This is a genomic window from Comamonas sp. C11 (assembly GCF_024496285.1).
Lineage (GTDB): Bacteria > Pseudomonadota > Gammaproteobacteria > Burkholderiales > Burkholderiaceae_C > Comamonas > Comamonas testosteroni_F.
On record NZ_CP101743.1, the window covers coordinates 5417140 to 5432145 of the forward strand.

General features: G+C 60.9%; 16 protein-coding genes. 6 read left to right on the plus strand and 10 right to left on the minus strand.

The genetic code is table 11. The annotated features are described in order from the left end of the window. Positions 1-2 precede the first annotated feature (2 nt). The 6 genes from cpaB to NOX35_RS25030 form a co-directional block, all read right to left on the minus strand. A complete protein-coding gene (cpaB, locus tag NOX35_RS25005; protein ID WP_256495106.1) occupies positions 3-992 on the minus strand; it encodes a Flp pilus assembly protein CpaB in 990 nt (329 codons plus the stop codon). Positions 993-1040: 48 nt separating this feature from the next. Further along, a complete protein-coding gene (locus NOX35_RS25010) occupies positions 1041-1577 on the minus strand; it encodes a TadE/TadG family type IV pilus assembly protein (protein WP_182284889.1) in 537 nt (178 codons plus the stop codon). A 20-nt stretch (positions 1578-1597) separates the two neighbouring features. Then, on the minus strand, positions 1598-2068 hold the full coding sequence (locus NOX35_RS25015) for a prepilin peptidase (protein WP_371878508.1): 471 nt from the start codon (positions 2066-2068) through the stop codon (positions 1598-1600). Between the two features lie 8 nt (positions 2069-2076). Beyond that, entirely contained in the window at positions 2077-2244 is a 168-nt protein-coding gene (locus NOX35_RS25020; protein ID WP_043003899.1) for a Flp family type IVb pilin, read from the minus strand. Positions 2245-2662: 418 nt separating this feature from the next. Continuing rightward, the gene (locus NOX35_RS25025) at positions 2663-2977 is read right to left on the minus strand and encodes a helix-turn-helix domain-containing protein (protein WP_034348855.1); all 315 of its coding nucleotides are present in this window, start codon (positions 2975-2977) and stop codon (positions 2663-2665) included. Between the two features lie 209 nt (positions 2978-3186). Then, complete coding sequence (locus tag NOX35_RS25030; RefSeq protein ID WP_003076152.1) at positions 3187-3984, minus strand: YecA family protein; 798 nt, start codon at positions 3982-3984, stop codon at positions 3187-3189. Between the two features lie 180 nt (positions 3985-4164). On the opposite strand from NOX35_RS25030, the gene NOX35_RS25035 reads away from it, so the two are divergent. Both NOX35_RS25035 and NOX35_RS25040 read left to right on the plus strand, forming a co-directional pair. Beyond that, on the plus strand, positions 4165-5913 hold the full coding sequence (locus NOX35_RS25035; RefSeq protein ID WP_182284891.1) for an FMN-binding glutamate synthase family protein: 1749 nt from the start codon (positions 4165-4167) through the stop codon (positions 5911-5913). Positions 5914-5983: 70 nt separating this feature from the next. Next, the gene (locus NOX35_RS25040) at positions 5984-6802 is read left to right on the plus strand and encodes an RIO1 family regulatory kinase/ATPase (protein ID WP_182284892.1); all 819 of its coding nucleotides are present in this window, start codon (positions 5984-5986) and stop codon (positions 6800-6802) included. 115 nt (positions 6803-6917) lie between these two features. On the opposite strand, the gene NOX35_RS25045 is transcribed toward NOX35_RS25040, so the two are convergent. Next, the gene (locus NOX35_RS25045; RefSeq protein WP_256495107.1) at positions 6918-8234 is read right to left on the minus strand and encodes a dicarboxylate/amino acid:cation symporter; all 1317 of its coding nucleotides are present in this window, start codon (positions 8232-8234) and stop codon (positions 6918-6920) included. A gap of 215 nt (positions 8235-8449) precedes the next feature. On the opposite strand from NOX35_RS25045, the gene NOX35_RS25050 reads away from it, so the two are divergent. The 4 genes from NOX35_RS25050 (at position 8450) to NOX35_RS25065 (ending at position 12796) form a co-directional block, all read left to right on the plus strand. Beyond that, complete coding sequence (locus NOX35_RS25050; RefSeq protein ID WP_256495108.1) at positions 8450-11113, plus strand: PAS-domain containing protein; 2664 nt, start codon at positions 8450-8452, stop codon at positions 11111-11113. A gap of 178 nt (positions 11114-11291) precedes the next feature. Continuing rightward, on the plus strand, positions 11292-11828 hold the full coding sequence (locus NOX35_RS25055; RefSeq protein WP_182284895.1) for a DUF2867 domain-containing protein: 537 nt from the start codon (positions 11292-11294) through the stop codon (positions 11826-11828). A gap of 49 nt (positions 11829-11877) precedes the next feature. Then, complete coding sequence (locus tag NOX35_RS25060; protein ID WP_256495109.1) at positions 11878-12354, plus strand: hypothetical protein; 477 nt, start codon at positions 11878-11880, stop codon at positions 12352-12354. 40 nt (positions 12355-12394) lie between these two features. Next, positions 12395-12796, plus strand: a complete 402-nt coding sequence (locus NOX35_RS25065; protein ID WP_182284897.1) for a GFA family protein — start codon at positions 12395-12397, stop codon at positions 12794-12796. Between the two features lie 124 nt (positions 12797-12920). On the opposite strand, the gene NOX35_RS25070 is transcribed toward NOX35_RS25065, so the two are convergent. The 3 genes from NOX35_RS25070 to NOX35_RS25080 form a co-directional block, all read right to left on the minus strand. Next, complete coding sequence (locus NOX35_RS25070) at positions 12921-13559, minus strand: response regulator transcription factor (RefSeq protein WP_003068280.1); 639 nt, start codon at positions 13557-13559, stop codon at positions 12921-12923. Between the two features lie 107 nt (positions 13560-13666). Continuing rightward, entirely contained in the window at positions 13667-14641 is a 975-nt protein-coding gene (locus NOX35_RS25075; protein WP_182284898.1) for a tripartite tricarboxylate transporter substrate binding protein, read from the minus strand. Between the two features lie 96 nt (positions 14642-14737). Then, positions 14738-15004 (minus strand): DUF2783 domain-containing protein, encoded by a 267-nt coding sequence (locus NOX35_RS25080; RefSeq protein WP_256495111.1) that lies wholly within the window; start codon positions 15002-15004, stop codon positions 14738-14740. Positions 15005-15006: the final 2 nt, after the last annotated feature.

Here is a 15006-nt window from a genome sequence, read left to right on the forward strand (position 1 = left end):
GATCAGTACCGCACGGTTTGGGAGTTGGCACCACGCACGAATTCAACGGGCAGGGAAGAGTCTGCGGAGGCAGTACGTGTGCGCGGCACAGCAGGCTTGGCAACCCCGGCTGTCATGGGCCTGGCTGCACTCATGCGCGCGACCGAAGTGCCTGCAGAACCAGCCAGGCTGCTCATGGCCACACCAGCCTGCGCTGCGTCAGCACCTTCCAGAGGAGCGGCAACAGCTCCCTTGGTCATGGCGACGGCTAATACGCCGGGCAGTGGAGCAAACTTCTCCCTATCCGGCTCTGTCATATCCGTGGGGTTGCGCAACGCCAGAAGCAGACTGCCATTGGAGCCGCCCAGCAGCAACTGACTGACCTCGGCCACCGGCACCGCAAGCACCGCAGTTCGGGCGTTGTCAGGGCCATTGGCCTGCTTGCCCTCTGTTTTCTCCACCGAGCTCAGAGCATCCACCGATGCCGCACCATAGGCCAGCACGCGCTTGCGCGAAAGCAGCAAACGCGCCTGGCTCTGGTCGATTTCATTGCCATCGCGGCGCAGCGCAAAGAACACATCGACAAAGTCACCAGGTCTGATGCGATTGCCAGCGCCAATGCTTTCATCGACCTTGACTGCGACCGCACGCTCCCCCTCCGACAACTTGAGCGCCAGGCCGGTCGCCATTTGCCCTTGGAGTACGGGTGCGCCTTTGGGAATGTCCACCGCAGGAACCGAGCCGACCGCAGCCTGAACCTCGCCATAAGCACCATCGGGCTTGGCGGGCAACGGCATGAGCTGCAGATCCTCGGCCTTGAGTGCCTGGCCCGCGGGAATGGCCTGCGCGGCCACCACCACGCTCAGGCTGGCATTAGATTGGCTGCTGCTGGCGGAAGTTTGAGCCTGAGGGTCCGGTGCCTGAGGAGCCCTGGCAAGCATCCACCCATAAACACCCAGAGCCAATGCCACTGCCAGCAAAACCCCGACCGCGATCTTTGCGACATTCACCATAGATTTCCCTCTTATTACTTGGCTTCAAAGAGCAAGGCTTTATCGTTTTCAGTCAATCAAGCTAATTTGTGCGACGGCTCTCCCCCGCAAGAGATTGGGAGTGGGCAGGCTCAACACAGACCCCAGCAATCTCGGGATCAGCGGTGCGGTGGCGTAGTTGTAGTTCACCTGCATGGTCACGCAGTTCACCAGGCTGGCATCGTTGGAGGCAGTGAAAGATGCTGAACCTGTACCACAGAGACCAGGCGTGGCATGCAAGCCCGCAGCATCGCTGACACCTGCGCTGCAGCCCGCAGAACCCAAGCCTGCACCCATTCTGGAAAGCCAATCCGTCGCCAAGGCCGCAGTGGCACAGGCTGCAGTCAAACGTGCCTGCAACTGGGCTGGCTTGGTCATCGCGGCGCCCGTGGGAACGGAGGGATATCGCACTGCGGCTCTTGCCCCTTCGGCGGCAGCCAAGGTCAAGGTCTGCTGTGCGGCAAAGATCAGGCCATAGGTGATGATGGCGTAGAAAATCAGGAAGAAAATGGGAAAGAGAATGGCAAACTCAATTGCTGCTGCACCTTGCTGCCTTTTGAATTGCATGACCCCCTCCTTTCCTCTTGCTATTTATTCAGCATCAGAACAATCACCGTTGCCATGGAGAGATAGGTCACATACGGAATGAACCTTCTCTTGTTTTTTTGAGTACCGTCGTCCCAATTAATCGCTGGAGAGAAAAAATACTTCAAATGACTTCGAACAATGAATCCATGAGCCACCGCAAAACCGCAACTCAACGCCCAGACGAGCAATAACAACTCCCAACCCAGCCAAGCACCGAGCGCTGCTGCGAACTTCACATCTCCGGCAGTCATCACCCCAAAGAAATAAAACACCAAGAGAACTGAAAATGCCAGAAAACAACCAATAAAAGCACCCTCAACAGAAATATTGACAGAGCTTGCTTCAGGAAAAAGGAAAGCAGTAATAAATGCCAACCCTAATCCTGAAACAGATAAATAATTGAAACATTTTCTATATCTGGCATCACAGACTGCCGAAGTGCACAGCCATGCCAGAAATACCATACCCATTACGGTATTTACCCACCAATCGCGGTAAGAATATTACCCAAAAGCGTATTGATCCGGGTTCCAAGGCCGGTAACAGCACCCACAATGACAGCGGCAATCAGCCCCGCGATCAGGCCGTACTCAATCGCCGTTGCACCTTCTTCATCACGCCAGAATTTGATGATTTGGTCTTTCATGACTAGCTCCTTCAACAATCAGGTTTGTAGATCGCTGTGGCTGTTTTCGACCACCGCGGAACCAATCTTACGAAGCCAGAAACATCTTGAAATATTTGAAATAGCTATCAACAACTATGCAGCATAGTTCTCGGCAATTTCAACCACCGTGCAAGCAAGCACTCCCACATCAAAAAGACCAATAAAAACAAAGACTTCACAGGACGCAGGGAATCATCTGAAATTTTCTTGACTCTTCCCTCACATATGTCTTCCGGTTCAATCTACGCAATCTTCATTTATTTCCTACGGATTAATAGATTTCGTCCTACATTCAATAATCGGGTTAACCCTTTGTTTCAGATGAAAGAACAAAAAGGCCTGCAGACAGCAGGCCTTTCTGAAACAAAAGAGATTGCTCGATAAAGTGATTCGGAAATCACTGCAGGGCTTTAATCAGTTTGAGAGCAATGTCCTGCAGCGGTGGCTGCAGTTTTCTATAGCAGTCGAGCAGGCGCTGCTCATCGCTGGGTAGCGATGCGGTCTCGGAATGCAGACCTGCCATCAATTCCAGCGCCGTGGTCTGCAGCGCAACGGCCAGTCTTGCCAGCGTGTCATTCTTGAGAGTGCGAATGGCTCCCGACTCGATCTGCGAGATGGCGGATGCAGTGACATCCGCCATCTGCGCCAGGCGTCCCTGGCTCAAACCCAGCGCCTGTCGCCGGGCGCGTATGCGCTCACCTAAATGCGTCATCTATCCCACTAACTCACACTACACGCCAATGCCTGCGCAAATGTCACGCGGCCTTTATTTAGTTTGAGCCTCCCGACAACCAAGACGCCTTGATAGCGGGCTCTGCAACGCCGCTGTCCCTAACTCGGGACAGCAAGCAAAGACCGCTCTGCAGCGGTGCTGCCGCCCCTTGACGGGGCTGATCAAAGAGTCTCAGGCGGAGGCTCTGGTCAGGCCCCGTGGCACTTCTTGAACTTCTTGCCGCTACCGCAGGGGCAAGGGTCGTTGCGGCCGGGCTGCTCGCCCTTGACGATGGTTTCCTGGCGTGGGCCCATGCTCTTCCACAGGCGGTACAGGTCATACACGGCCCAGATGGCTTCGCCAAAGGCATCCACACGCTCCTGGCTGGTCGAGGCAGGACCGGCTTCGTCGTACAGATTCAGAGCCGGCTCGTCCGTGTCGTCCTCGGTCAGGTTGACGATGAACTCCATGGCCGCGTCCAGCAACTGTGCTGCTTCCTTGTCGCGTGGCGCAGCCCATTCGTCGGCCCAGTTCTCCACCACGAACATGAAGCCCAGCGCCCACACTTGCGAGAACGAGGGCACTTCTTCGCCAGCCAGCTCGGCCTGCTCGGCTTCGGGCAGGATGGCGATGGCGCCGCGCGTATCCAGCGCTTCGGGCTGGAAGGCTGCGTCGTCGGCCAGGGACTTGATGTCGGCGTCCAGTTGCTCGCGCACTTCGGCCAGGCGCAGCTCGAACAGCTCCATGAAACGTGCCTGCTGGGCCTCGTCCTTGAAGACTTCCAGCTTGGGCAGAGGCTGGCCTTCGGCCACTTGCAGGGCTTCACCATCGCCCAGCAGCATGGGCATGTATTCGGCAGCGGCAATGGGGCGGCGCGTGCAGACCAGAGCGGTCAGGAAGCCGTCACAGAATTCCCACTGGGGAATTTCGTCGCCGCGGGTGCGCAGTTCGTCGAGCAGCGCATCCAGCTCTTCGAGCTGGTCGTTGCTCAGTGCGCCCTCGGGCATGTCGGCGAGTGCCGCATCTTCTGCGGCGGAGTTAGGTGCTTGTTCTTGCATAGGGAAAGGCTTTTATGATGGCCCGGACCGTTTCATCACTATCGAAGTGCAGGGCCGGGAGATGGGGCTGGGGGCAGGATGCTCCCGTACGGGCTGAATTTTAGCGGGCCACCATCAACACACCCTGCCATGGGAGTATCTGCAGTGCATCGCTTCTTCAATAGTCTGCCTCTGCGCTATAGCGCGCTAACCATTTCGGTGGTCGTACTGGGCACCACGCTCTACACGCTGACGACAGCAGACAGGGGGCTTGGGTGGCTGATCGCTTCGGGCCTGTTGGTGCTGCTGGGCATCTGGGATCTGCTGCAAAAGCAACATGCCATTCTGCGCAACTACCCCATCATGGGACATTTGCGCTTCATCTTCGAGTTCATACGCCCCGAGATTCGCCAGTACTTCATCGAAGGCGATACCGAGGCCCAGCCGTTCTCGCGCGCCCAGCGCTCGCTGGTCTATCAGCGTGCCAAGGGCCAGGTCGACAACCGGCCGTTCGGCACCCAGCTCGACGTGAGCCAGCAGGGGTATGAGTGGGTCAACCACTCGCTGCAGCCCACCAAGCTCAGCTCGCATGACTTCCGCCTCTGGATTGGCGGCACGCAGGAGCAACCAGCTGAAGGAGTGGATCCCTGCACCCGCCCCTATCACGCCAGCGTCTTCAATATCTCGGCCATGAGCTTTGGCGCGTTGTCGGGCAACGCCATCCAGGCGCTGAACCAGGGCGCGAAGATGGGCGGCTTCATCCACGATACGGGCGAAGGCTCGATCAGCCAATACCACCGCATGCATGGCGGAGATCTGATCTGGGAGGTGGCCTCGGGCTATTTCGGTTGCCGCAATGCGGACGGCACGTTCAGCGAAGAAAGATTCGTCGCCAACGCTACCGACCCGCAGGTCAAGATGATAGAGATCAAGCTCAGCCAGGGCGCCAAACCCGGCCATGGCGGCATGCTTCCTGGAGCCAAGGTCACTCCCGAAATTGCAGCAGCACGCGGCATACCGATTGGCGTGGACTGCATTTCGCCATCCAGCCACAGCGCATTTTCCACCCCTGTGGAGCTGATGCAGTTCATCGCCAGGCTGCGCCGTCTTTCAGGCGGCAAGCCCACGGGTTTCAAGTTCTGCGTCGGTCACCCTTGGGAATGGTTTGCCATGGTCAAGGCCATGCTGGAAACCAATATCACGCCCGACTTCATCGTCGTCGACGGTGCCGAGGGCGGAACGGGCGCTGCGCCTGTGGAATTTGTCGACCATGTGGGCGTACCGCTGCAGGAAGGCCTGCTGCTGGTGCACAACACGCTGCTGGGCGTGAACCTGCGCCAGCGCATCAAGATCGGTGCGGCAGGCAAGGTCATCACGGCCTTCGACATTGCCCGCATGATGGCCCTGGGTGCCGATTGGTGCAATTCGGGGCGCGGCTTCATGATGGCGCTGGGCTGCATTCAGGCCCAGAGCTGCCACACAGGCACCTGCCCCACGGGCGTCACCACGCAAGACGCCGTGCGCCAGCAGGCGCTGGTCGTGCCCGACAAGGCCACGCGCGTGGCCAGCTTCCACAAGAACACCTTGCATGCGCTGCAGGAGCTGGTTCAGGCCGCTGGCCTCAGGCATCCCAACGAGATCACGGCCCACCATATAGTGCGCCGGCTGGACGACACCCAGGTCAGCCTGCTGTCCAACCTGATATTGCGCGTGGAGCCGGGCTGCCTGCTCAAGAACCTGGAGCGCCAGCACAAGGTCTTCCAGAACTACTGGCCGCTGGCCACGGCACAGAGCTTTCAGCCGCTGCACGAGCCCGTGTTGCGCCCTTCTGCTGCGGGCAGTTCCGACAACGCGGCACAATCGCAGGCTTTTCCCCAGCGCAACGGCATCTGGACCTGAGAAGCCAGAGCCTCGCGCGCCTGACAGACCCCACGCCGTGCCATCTCAGGATATTTCCACCCAAGAGCAGATGCCATCTGCGCATAACGCCATCGATTACCAGGCATTCCTGCGCGAGCATCTGGACCAGCCCCATAGCATCATGCGCTATGAACTCGCGCATGAAACCCTTTGGGTCAAACGCGCCAACAAGGGCAACCCGGCCCTCAACTACTGGCTGCTGAGCACACTGGCCAAGCTGTTCAGGGCCGCCGTGCTGCAGCCCGTGCCCAACCCCGGCGGGACCGAATCCCTGCAAACCGAGGTGCGCCGCCTGCGCAGCTTCATGGCCAAGGGCCTGCGCGTGCCGCAAGTGCTGGCCACGGACGACCAGGCCTTTGTAATGCGCCATCTGGGCCGCCCGGGCGAAGAGGCGCCGTCCCTGAGCAATGCCATCGAAGACGCGATTGCCCAGGGTGCGCAGGCCACGCTGCAGCTCTGGCAAAGAGGCCTGGAGGCCATCGAGCAGGCCCATGCCAGCGGCGAGGTACTGAGCCAGGCCGTAGCGCGCAATATGGTGGTCTGCGCCGATGGGGTCATAGGCTTCATCGACTTTGAAGACGACCCTGCTGCCCATTTGCCGCAAGCCGTCTGCATGGCGCGCGATGCGCTCAACTACGCCCAGTCCACGGCACTGTTTCTGCAGCAGGCAGGTGCGCTGGAGCAGGCCCGGCAGGCCTGGCTGCAGTTTGTGCAGCAGCTTCCCGCCGAGGCCCGGCAGGTACTGGAGCGCACCGTCAACAAACTGAGCTGGGTGCGCTTTCTGCCCCGCAGCAAGAGCCTGGGGCGCGACACCCTGCGCGTGCTGGCGGCCCATGACTTGCTGACGGCCACCTCACACTCCGCCTGAATGCAATCGAATCAATAGCTATCAACGCCTTCCCCTGCTGGGCTTAAAGCCTGAAATCCATGAAAAAAGCCCCGACCTGATGGCCGGGGCTTTTTGGCATGAGGCCTGTGCTCGCTCAGGCGTGAGCGGACACCGCCTCGTTTTCTTCCTTGCCTGCCAGAGCAGCATCCAGCTTTTCGTAGTCCAGCGCGCTCTCCCATTTGGAGACCACCACGGTAGCGACGGCGTTACCGATGAAGTTGGTCAGCGAGCGGCATTCGGACATGAAGCGGTCCACCCCCAGAATCAGAGCCATGCCGGCCACTGGCACCTCGGGCACCACGGCCAGGGTCGCTGCCAGGGTGATGAAGCCAGCCCCCGTCACACCCGCCGCGCCCTTGGACGACAGCATGGCAACCAGCAGCAAAGCAATCTGGTGGCCCAGGGTCAGATGGGTATCGGTCGCCTGGGCAATGAACAGAGCAGCCAGCGTCATGTAGATATTGGTGCCGTCCAGGTTGAAGGAATAGCCGGTAGGCACGACCAGACCGACGACGGACTTGCTGCAGCCGGCTTTTTCCATCTTGTGCATCAGCGAAGGCAGAGCCGATTCGGAAGACGATGTGCCCAGCACCAGCAACAGCTCGTCCTTGAGGTACTTGATCAGCTTGATCACGGAGAAGCCGCAAAAGCGCGCCACCGCACCCAGGACCACCAGCACGAACAGGGCCGAGGTGATGTAGAAGGTCAGCACCAGCTCGGCGAGGTTGACCAGCGAGCCCAGACCGAACTTGCCGATGGTGAAGGCCATGGCGCCAAAGGCACCGATGGGAGCGAACTTCATCACGATGTTGACCAGCTTGAACACGGGCTTGGTCAGGGCTTCGAAGAAGCTCAGCACGGGCTTGCCGGCCTCGCCGACCAAGGCAAGGGACACGCCGAACAGCACGGCCACCAGCAGCACCTGCAGGATGTTGTCACCCACGAATGGACTGATCAGCGTCTTGGGGATGATGTCCATCACGAAGCCGGTCAGCGTCATCTCGTGCGACTTGGCCACATAGCCCTTGACGGCCGTCTGGTCCAGGTCGGCAGGGTTGATATGCATGCCGGCACCAGGCTGCATCACATTCGCCACGATCAGGCCCACAACCAGCGCCAGCGTGGAAAAGGTCAGGAAATACGCCATGGCCTTGCCGAACACACGACCCACGGCGCTCAGGTGCGTCATGCTGGCGATGCCGGTGACGATGGTCAGGAAGATCACCGGCGCGATGATCATCTTGATGAGCTTGATGAAGGCATCGCCAAAGGGCTTCATGGCTTCGCCGTAGGCGGGCTCGAAGTGCCCCAGCAGCACGCCCAAGATGATGGCGAACACCACCTGGAAGTAGAGCTGACGGTAGAACGGCAAGTGCTCGCGCGGAGCAGATTCTGTGGGCAGAGTGTGCACGCTGCATCTCCAAAATTGCGGGCGCACCACCGTGGTGCGCCGAATTGCTGCCGTTTGTACTCCCGCGCCCTTTTTGTGCCGATAACCCATTGGTATTAGGTCGGGACGCGCTCCCTGGGAGAGCATGCACCAACTTAGGGAAATCCCTAGGCCTCAGAATCCGCACTGAAACTGCTCCAGAGCCACACTGGGCTCCTTGATCACCCGACCTCGTCATGCGTCTTGCGCGAAACCTTGCCCGAAACCGACTGTTTCTGACCCTTGTCATCGTCCTCAGCGGCATGCTGCTGAGCATGTGGGCCGCCAGTCGCGTCGCGCTGCAAACCTCTTTGCACGATGAAAGCGAAAGCGTGCAACGCCAGCTCACGCTCTATGCCCAGGCCATGGTGCAGCGCGTGGACCGCTACCGCACCCTGCCCGAGGTGCTGGCGCTCGATGCCGAACTCAAGAGCGCGCTCAGCCACCCGCTCAGAGCCACCGAGGTGGACAGGCTCAACCGCAAGCTGGAGCAGGCCAACGGCGCCAGCCGAGCTTCCACGCTGACCCTCATCGACAGAAGCGGCAAGGCCGTGGCCGCCAGCAACTGGCGCGACTCGCACAGCAATGTGGGCGAGGACTACAGCTTTCGCCCCTATGTGACTCAGGCGCTGAACCAGGGCAGTGGCCGCTTCTATGGCATCGGCATGACCACGGGACTGCCCGGCTACTTTCTCTCCCAGGCCATTCATGATGATGACGGCTCGGTGCTTGGACTCATCGCCATCAAGATCCTGTTTCAGGAGCTCGAAGGCGAGTGGAGCCAGTCGCCCGACATCGTCTTCGCCTCGGACGAGCATGGCGTGGTCTTTCTCTCCAACCGCGACGAATGGCGCTACCGCCTGCTGGAGCCGCTGTCCAGCAGCGACCAGCAGGAGGTACGGGACACCCATCAATACGCGGGCCAGACTCTGATTCCGCTCGGCTATCGCACCAGCCGGCAGCCTGCGGGCATCGGCATGCTGGCGCATTTCAGCCAGCCTCCGCTGGTCGACCCCATGCTCTGGCTGCGCATGGAACTCCCCGAAAGCCAATGGCAGCTGCACCTGCTGCACGACATCGTCCACAGCCAGACGGCCAGCCACTGGGCGGCAGTGGCCGCTGGCGGCCTGTGGCTGGCCGCCTCGCTGCTGGTACTCTATATCCGCCAGCGCCAGCGTCTGGCTGCCCTGCGCCAGCGCAGCCGCAAGGAGCTGGAGACCGTTCTGCACCAGCATGCGCAGGAGCTGCGCACCGCGCAGGACGGCATTGTCCAGGCCGCCAAGCAGGCCGACACCGGACTCTCGCGCAGCCTGCAGCATCTGCCGCAAGGCGTGGTGGTCGTGGACCCACAGCTGCGGCTGGTGGCCTGGAACTCGCGCTATGTGGAGCTGTTCCGCTACCCGCCCGAGCTCATGCATGTGGGCCAGCCCATTGAGGCTCTGATACGCCACAACGCCAGGCGCGGCCTGCTGGGCAAGGGCGATGTGGAGCCTGCGATCCAGCGCCGCCTCCAGCATCTGCGCAGCGGCAGCCCTCATCTGCACGAAAGCGCCAAGGGCGACGGCACGGTGCTGGAGATTCGCGGCAACCCCCTGCCCGATGGCGGCTTTGTCACCAGCTATGCCGACATCACCAGCTACAAGAACACGGCGCGCGAGTTGCGCAATCTGGCCGATACGCTGGAAAAGCGCATTGCCGATCGCACCCGGGACCTGGCCCAGGCCAAACAGGAGGCCGAGCGCGCCAACCGCTACAAAACCCGCTTTGTCGCCTCGGCCGTGCATGACCTGCTGCAGCCGCTGAATGCGGCGCGCATTTTCACCAGCCTGCTGCCCACCTATCTGCACGATGAGGCAGGCCGCCAACTGGCCCAGCGGGTGGACAAGGCACTGGCCTCTCAGGACGCCATTCTCACCAGCCTGCTCGACATCTCGCGCATGGAATCGGGCCAGCTCGAAGTCCGTGTACGTGACTTCGCGCTCAACTCCTTGCTGGAAGTGGTGCACAACAATTTTGCACTGCAGGCCGAGAACGAGGGCCTGAGCCTGCACTGCATGCCCAGCCGGCTGATCGTGCGCAGCGACGAAGCCCTGCTGCGCCGCATATTGCAGAACTTTGTCTCCAACGCCATCCGCTATACGCGCAAGGGCCGTATCGTCGTGGGCTGTCGCCGCCAGGGCGACCAGGTGCGCATCGAGGTGCATGACCAGGGTCCTGGCATCCCCCAAAGCCTGCAAAAGGAAATCTTCGAAGAGTTCCGCCGCCTCGACGAAGGCCATGCCGACGACCGCGGCACCGGCCTGGGCCTGGCCATCGTGGAACGCCTGGGCAGATTGCTGGACCATGAGATCGGCCTGCGCTCCACCCTGGGCAAGGGCAGCGTCTTCTGGGTCAAGGTTCCACTGGGCCAGGCCGCTGCATTGACGCCGGTATCGCAGCAGCCTTCCCCCAGCGCTCGTGTGGAAAGTCCGCTGCAGGGCGGCACCGTCTGGTATGTGGAGGACGATCCCGCCACCCGCGACGCCACCTGCGCCCTGCTCGAGCGCTGGGGCTGCGACGTGCCGCTGGCCGCCAATGCCCCCGAAGCCCTGGCCTACGCAGCGCCCGGCAATGCCCCGCAACTGGTGCTGCTCGATGTGCATCTGGGCCAGCTCTACGGCCCCGATATCTATGCCCAGCTCTGCGAGCGCTGGGGGCAGCAGCCTCCCGTCATCCTGCTGACCGCTGAAGGCGATAGCACCCTGCGCCGCCAGGCTGCCGAACGCGGCTGGGGCTTTCTGGCCAAGCCGGTCAGACCGCCGGCGCTGCGGGCGCTGATGAGCCAGACCTTTTTGCGCGGACGAGAAGGCGGGAGCGCCTGACAACCAAAGTCATTTCCAGCTGCGGTGCTTTCAGTGCATCGAACTCTCGCTATCAATTCAGGACCAGCACCGGTCTGCACGCCATGACTGCGCAAGCCGAGCGGCGGATTCTTCGATATGCTGCAACAGCCTCTGCGGCTTTCAGGCACGCGGGCCGTTCAACCCTGACAGAGACAGCATGCACCATCATCCCGTTGAATCCGCCGTTCCGCCCGGCAGCCGCATCGCACAGCGATTGGCCGGGGCCAGCTTTCACGACTCCTGGAGCATCGTCTCGGACGCCACAGGCCTGTCTGCACTGGACCACTTCATTCTTGCCGCGCGGAAAACGCCGCGCTGGATTGAAATCTGCATGCGTGCGCGCAATCTGGTCGGCGGCCTGGTGGGGCTCAAGAACCTGGGCACCTTGTCGGCCCTGAAGCCCGGAAAACCAGCAGCCAGCTACGGCCCCGGCGACAGGGTCGGCATCTTCACGGTGTTCGAGAACACCTTTGATGAAGCCCTGATCGGCGACGATGACAAGCATCTGAAAGTCGTGCTCAGCATTCACCGCAAGAGCGACATCCGTTCCCTGGACACCGTCATCACCGTCACAACCGTCGTGCATGTCAAGAACGCACTGGGGCATCTCTACATGCTGCCCGTCAAACCCATGCACAGGCTGATCGCTCCTGCCGTTCTGTCCTCCCTGGGAGGGCCAACCCATGCAGCATGAGGCGACACACCTGTGCATGCCTGCTCTTCCTTAGACGGTTGCAGAAGACATGCGCGACTACGACAGCCTGGCTCATCGACACGACAGCAAAGACATGTGCGTGGAGAAGCCCATGTCACTCATTGCCAATCTGATCGGCTTTGCGCCTGCAGAGGAAGACTTGCACTATGCGCTGGGCTTTTATGCCGGAGGCAGCGGCATTGACGACCGCCTGGCTGTGCGCTGCCGGATCGATCTCGCTCATTGGCCCGATGTGGTCAGCAGGCTGCGTCTGAAATCCGTGCATGAAGTATCGTGCGACGCCGACTGGCAAGAGGACTTCCTCTGGCTGATCGATGCGCAAGATGCCCAAGGCTCGCTCCCGACCCATTGTCATCGCTTCATCAATGCGGCGAGACAGGTTTTTCAGGACGAGGTCGATCATCGCTGGGAGATCTTTTTCTCCCACGGCAGCGATATCAATGCATGGTGTGCGGTCTGGCGTAGCCAGGAGCATCTGAACTATCTAAGCTTCGATCAAGGCTGACATCCCGGTGGCGGCCCGTCTCAACACAAGGGGTCGCCAGATGCTGAAATCCTATCGTGCCAGCTGCCATTGCAGCCGGGTTCAGGTTGAAGTCGGCCTGGACCTGAGCCAGCCCAGCTATCGCTGCAACTGCTCCATCTGCAGACGCAGCCGATTCTGGCCCGCCATCGCCAGCCCCGAAAATTTTCGCCTTATTACGGGCGAGAAGGAGCTCACACTCTATGTGTTTGGCTCGCAAAAGAACCAGCATTTCTTCTGCAAACGTTGCGGCATCCGCGTCTTTGGCGTGGGCCACAACACGCCGATAGGCCAGATGTACGGCATCAATATCGGCTGCCTGGAAGAGCTGTCGGAGGAGGAGCTGTCGCGAATTCCCGTCACCTATGTCGATGGCATGCACGATCGCTGGGACACGACGCCGGAGTTTTTTGCGCACTTGTAGCCATCGAACTGCGACAGCGGCATGCCGCTGCAAGCGGCACAAAAATGAGGCAAAACACCTCGAACCATTACCAGAAAAGCGCAGCAAGCTATCAAAACTGAGGGACCTTGAGGCACCAGGGCAATCAAACCTCGTGATCGTTTTCCAGGCTCTTGACCAGCACGGCGGCCTGGGTGCGTGAATAGCATTCGAGCTTCTTGAGAATCGCCGTCACATGGACCTTGACGGTGTTTTCGGCCAGGCCCAGTTCGTGCGCGATCTGCTTGTTGAGCAGTCCGTCGGCAATGCACAGCAGCACGCGAAACTGCTGGGGCGTGAGCTGAGCCAGGCGAGCGGCCAGGGCCGCATCGGCCTCCGAGCGCTCGGCCACCATGGAGGGAAAGCTGATATCCCCGCTCAGCACATCGTCAATGGCGGCACTCATATCGTCTGCAGCAGCAGACTTGGAGATAAAGCCTGCCGCCCCGAACTGCTGGGCGCGACGGATGATGCGAGGGTCGTCATTGGAGGAGATGATGATCACCGGAACCTGCGCATATTCGCCGCGCAGATGCAGCAGGGACGAGAAGCCGCGCGCTCCGGGCATGGCCAGGTCCAGCAGCACCAGCTCGATTTCAGGATTCTCCTGCATCGCTGCGCCCAGGGTCTGGGCGCTGGCCGCCTCCACAATGCGGAATTGCGGAAAGCGGTCGTGCAGCACCTGGATCAACGCTGCGCGAAACAGCGGGTGATCGTCGGCAACGAGAAGAGTGGGCTCGGACATGGCCCGCAGTCTGCCACGGCTGGCACGGCGCTGCATCTGCAAAAACGCATATCCCGCAGCGCCCGGGCCTGTCCGTCACCCAGGCTGCGGCCCACTGAGTCTGGTTGTCAATCGAGCTTGATGTTGTTGGCCGTGATCACGCGCCCCCATTTGCTGCGCTCGTTGCTGACGAATTTCTCCATCTGCTCGGAGCTGCCGGGCATGGGCTCGACCCCCATGGCTGCCAGACGGGCCTTGGTGCGAGTGTCGGCCAGTGCAAACTGCAGCGACTGGCTGAACTTCTTGACCACCTCGGCCGAGCTGCCCTTGGGCACGACGATGCCCTGCCAGGCATAGCCTTCGAAGCCCTTGAGGCCCTGCTCCTGCAAGGTGGCGACCTTGGGCAGCACATCGATGCGGGCCGGGCTGGCCACGCCTATGGCCTTGAGCTTTTTCTCGCCGAGGAAGGGAATGATGGTGGCGCTATCGGCCCACATGGCAGGAATCTGGCCGCCGATCACATCCTGTACTGCCGGCGCAGCACCGCGATAAGGAACATGGGTCATATTGCCCAGACCGGCTTCTTCGCGAAACAGCTCGCCAACCAGATGATGAGGGCTGCCCAGGCCGGCCGAGCCCCAGCTCACGCCGGTCTTCTGCTGCTTGGCCCAGGCGACAAACTCGCTCAGATTGCTGACCGGCACATCGTTGTTGACCACCAGCAGCATGGGAAAGCGCACCAGCATGCCCACGGGCTTGAAGTCCTTTTCGGCGTTGTAGTTGAGCTTGCGGAACAGAAACGGATTGGCAGCCAGCGTGGCGAAGTCGGCCGTGAACATCAGGTTGCCGTAGTCATGCGAGCGTGCGCTGTACTCGGCCGCGATATTGGTTCCCGCACCGGGCTTGTTGTTGATGACGATGGGGCGCTCCAGATTGCGGCCCATGGCTTCGGCAATCACGCGGGCCACCACGTCGGAGCCCCCGCCTGCGGCGTAGCCTATGACCCATTCCAGGGGCTTTTCCTGCGCCATGGCGACCGGCCCTGCAGCCCATGCCAGCGTCGAGCAGGCCAGTGCGGCCAGAAATTTTTTGCGTTGCATCATCCTTGTCTCCTTGATTCATGGCCCCTTGAATAGATTTTGGTGACGGGGCCTTTAGGGGATGGCGCAGCTGCCGCCAGGCCGGCGGCTTGCTGCATCTCAAGCGGCAGCGTGTACCGGGGCAACCGGTGTCACGGCACCGCGCTCGGCAGGATCTGCGCCGGCAGGAGGGAATCCTGCGCTGGCGCGGGCCAGTTCGAGCGCATGCAGCAAGGTCTCTTGATGGCCGATGTGATTGGCCAGCAGCAGCACCAGGCGGGCATTGAGGGCGTGGCTTTGCGCGGTTTCCAGGCCCTGATGCGTGGTGATCAGGGCTTCATAGAAATCGTCGCAGGCCTGCAGATTTGGATGGGTGGACAGCAGCATGG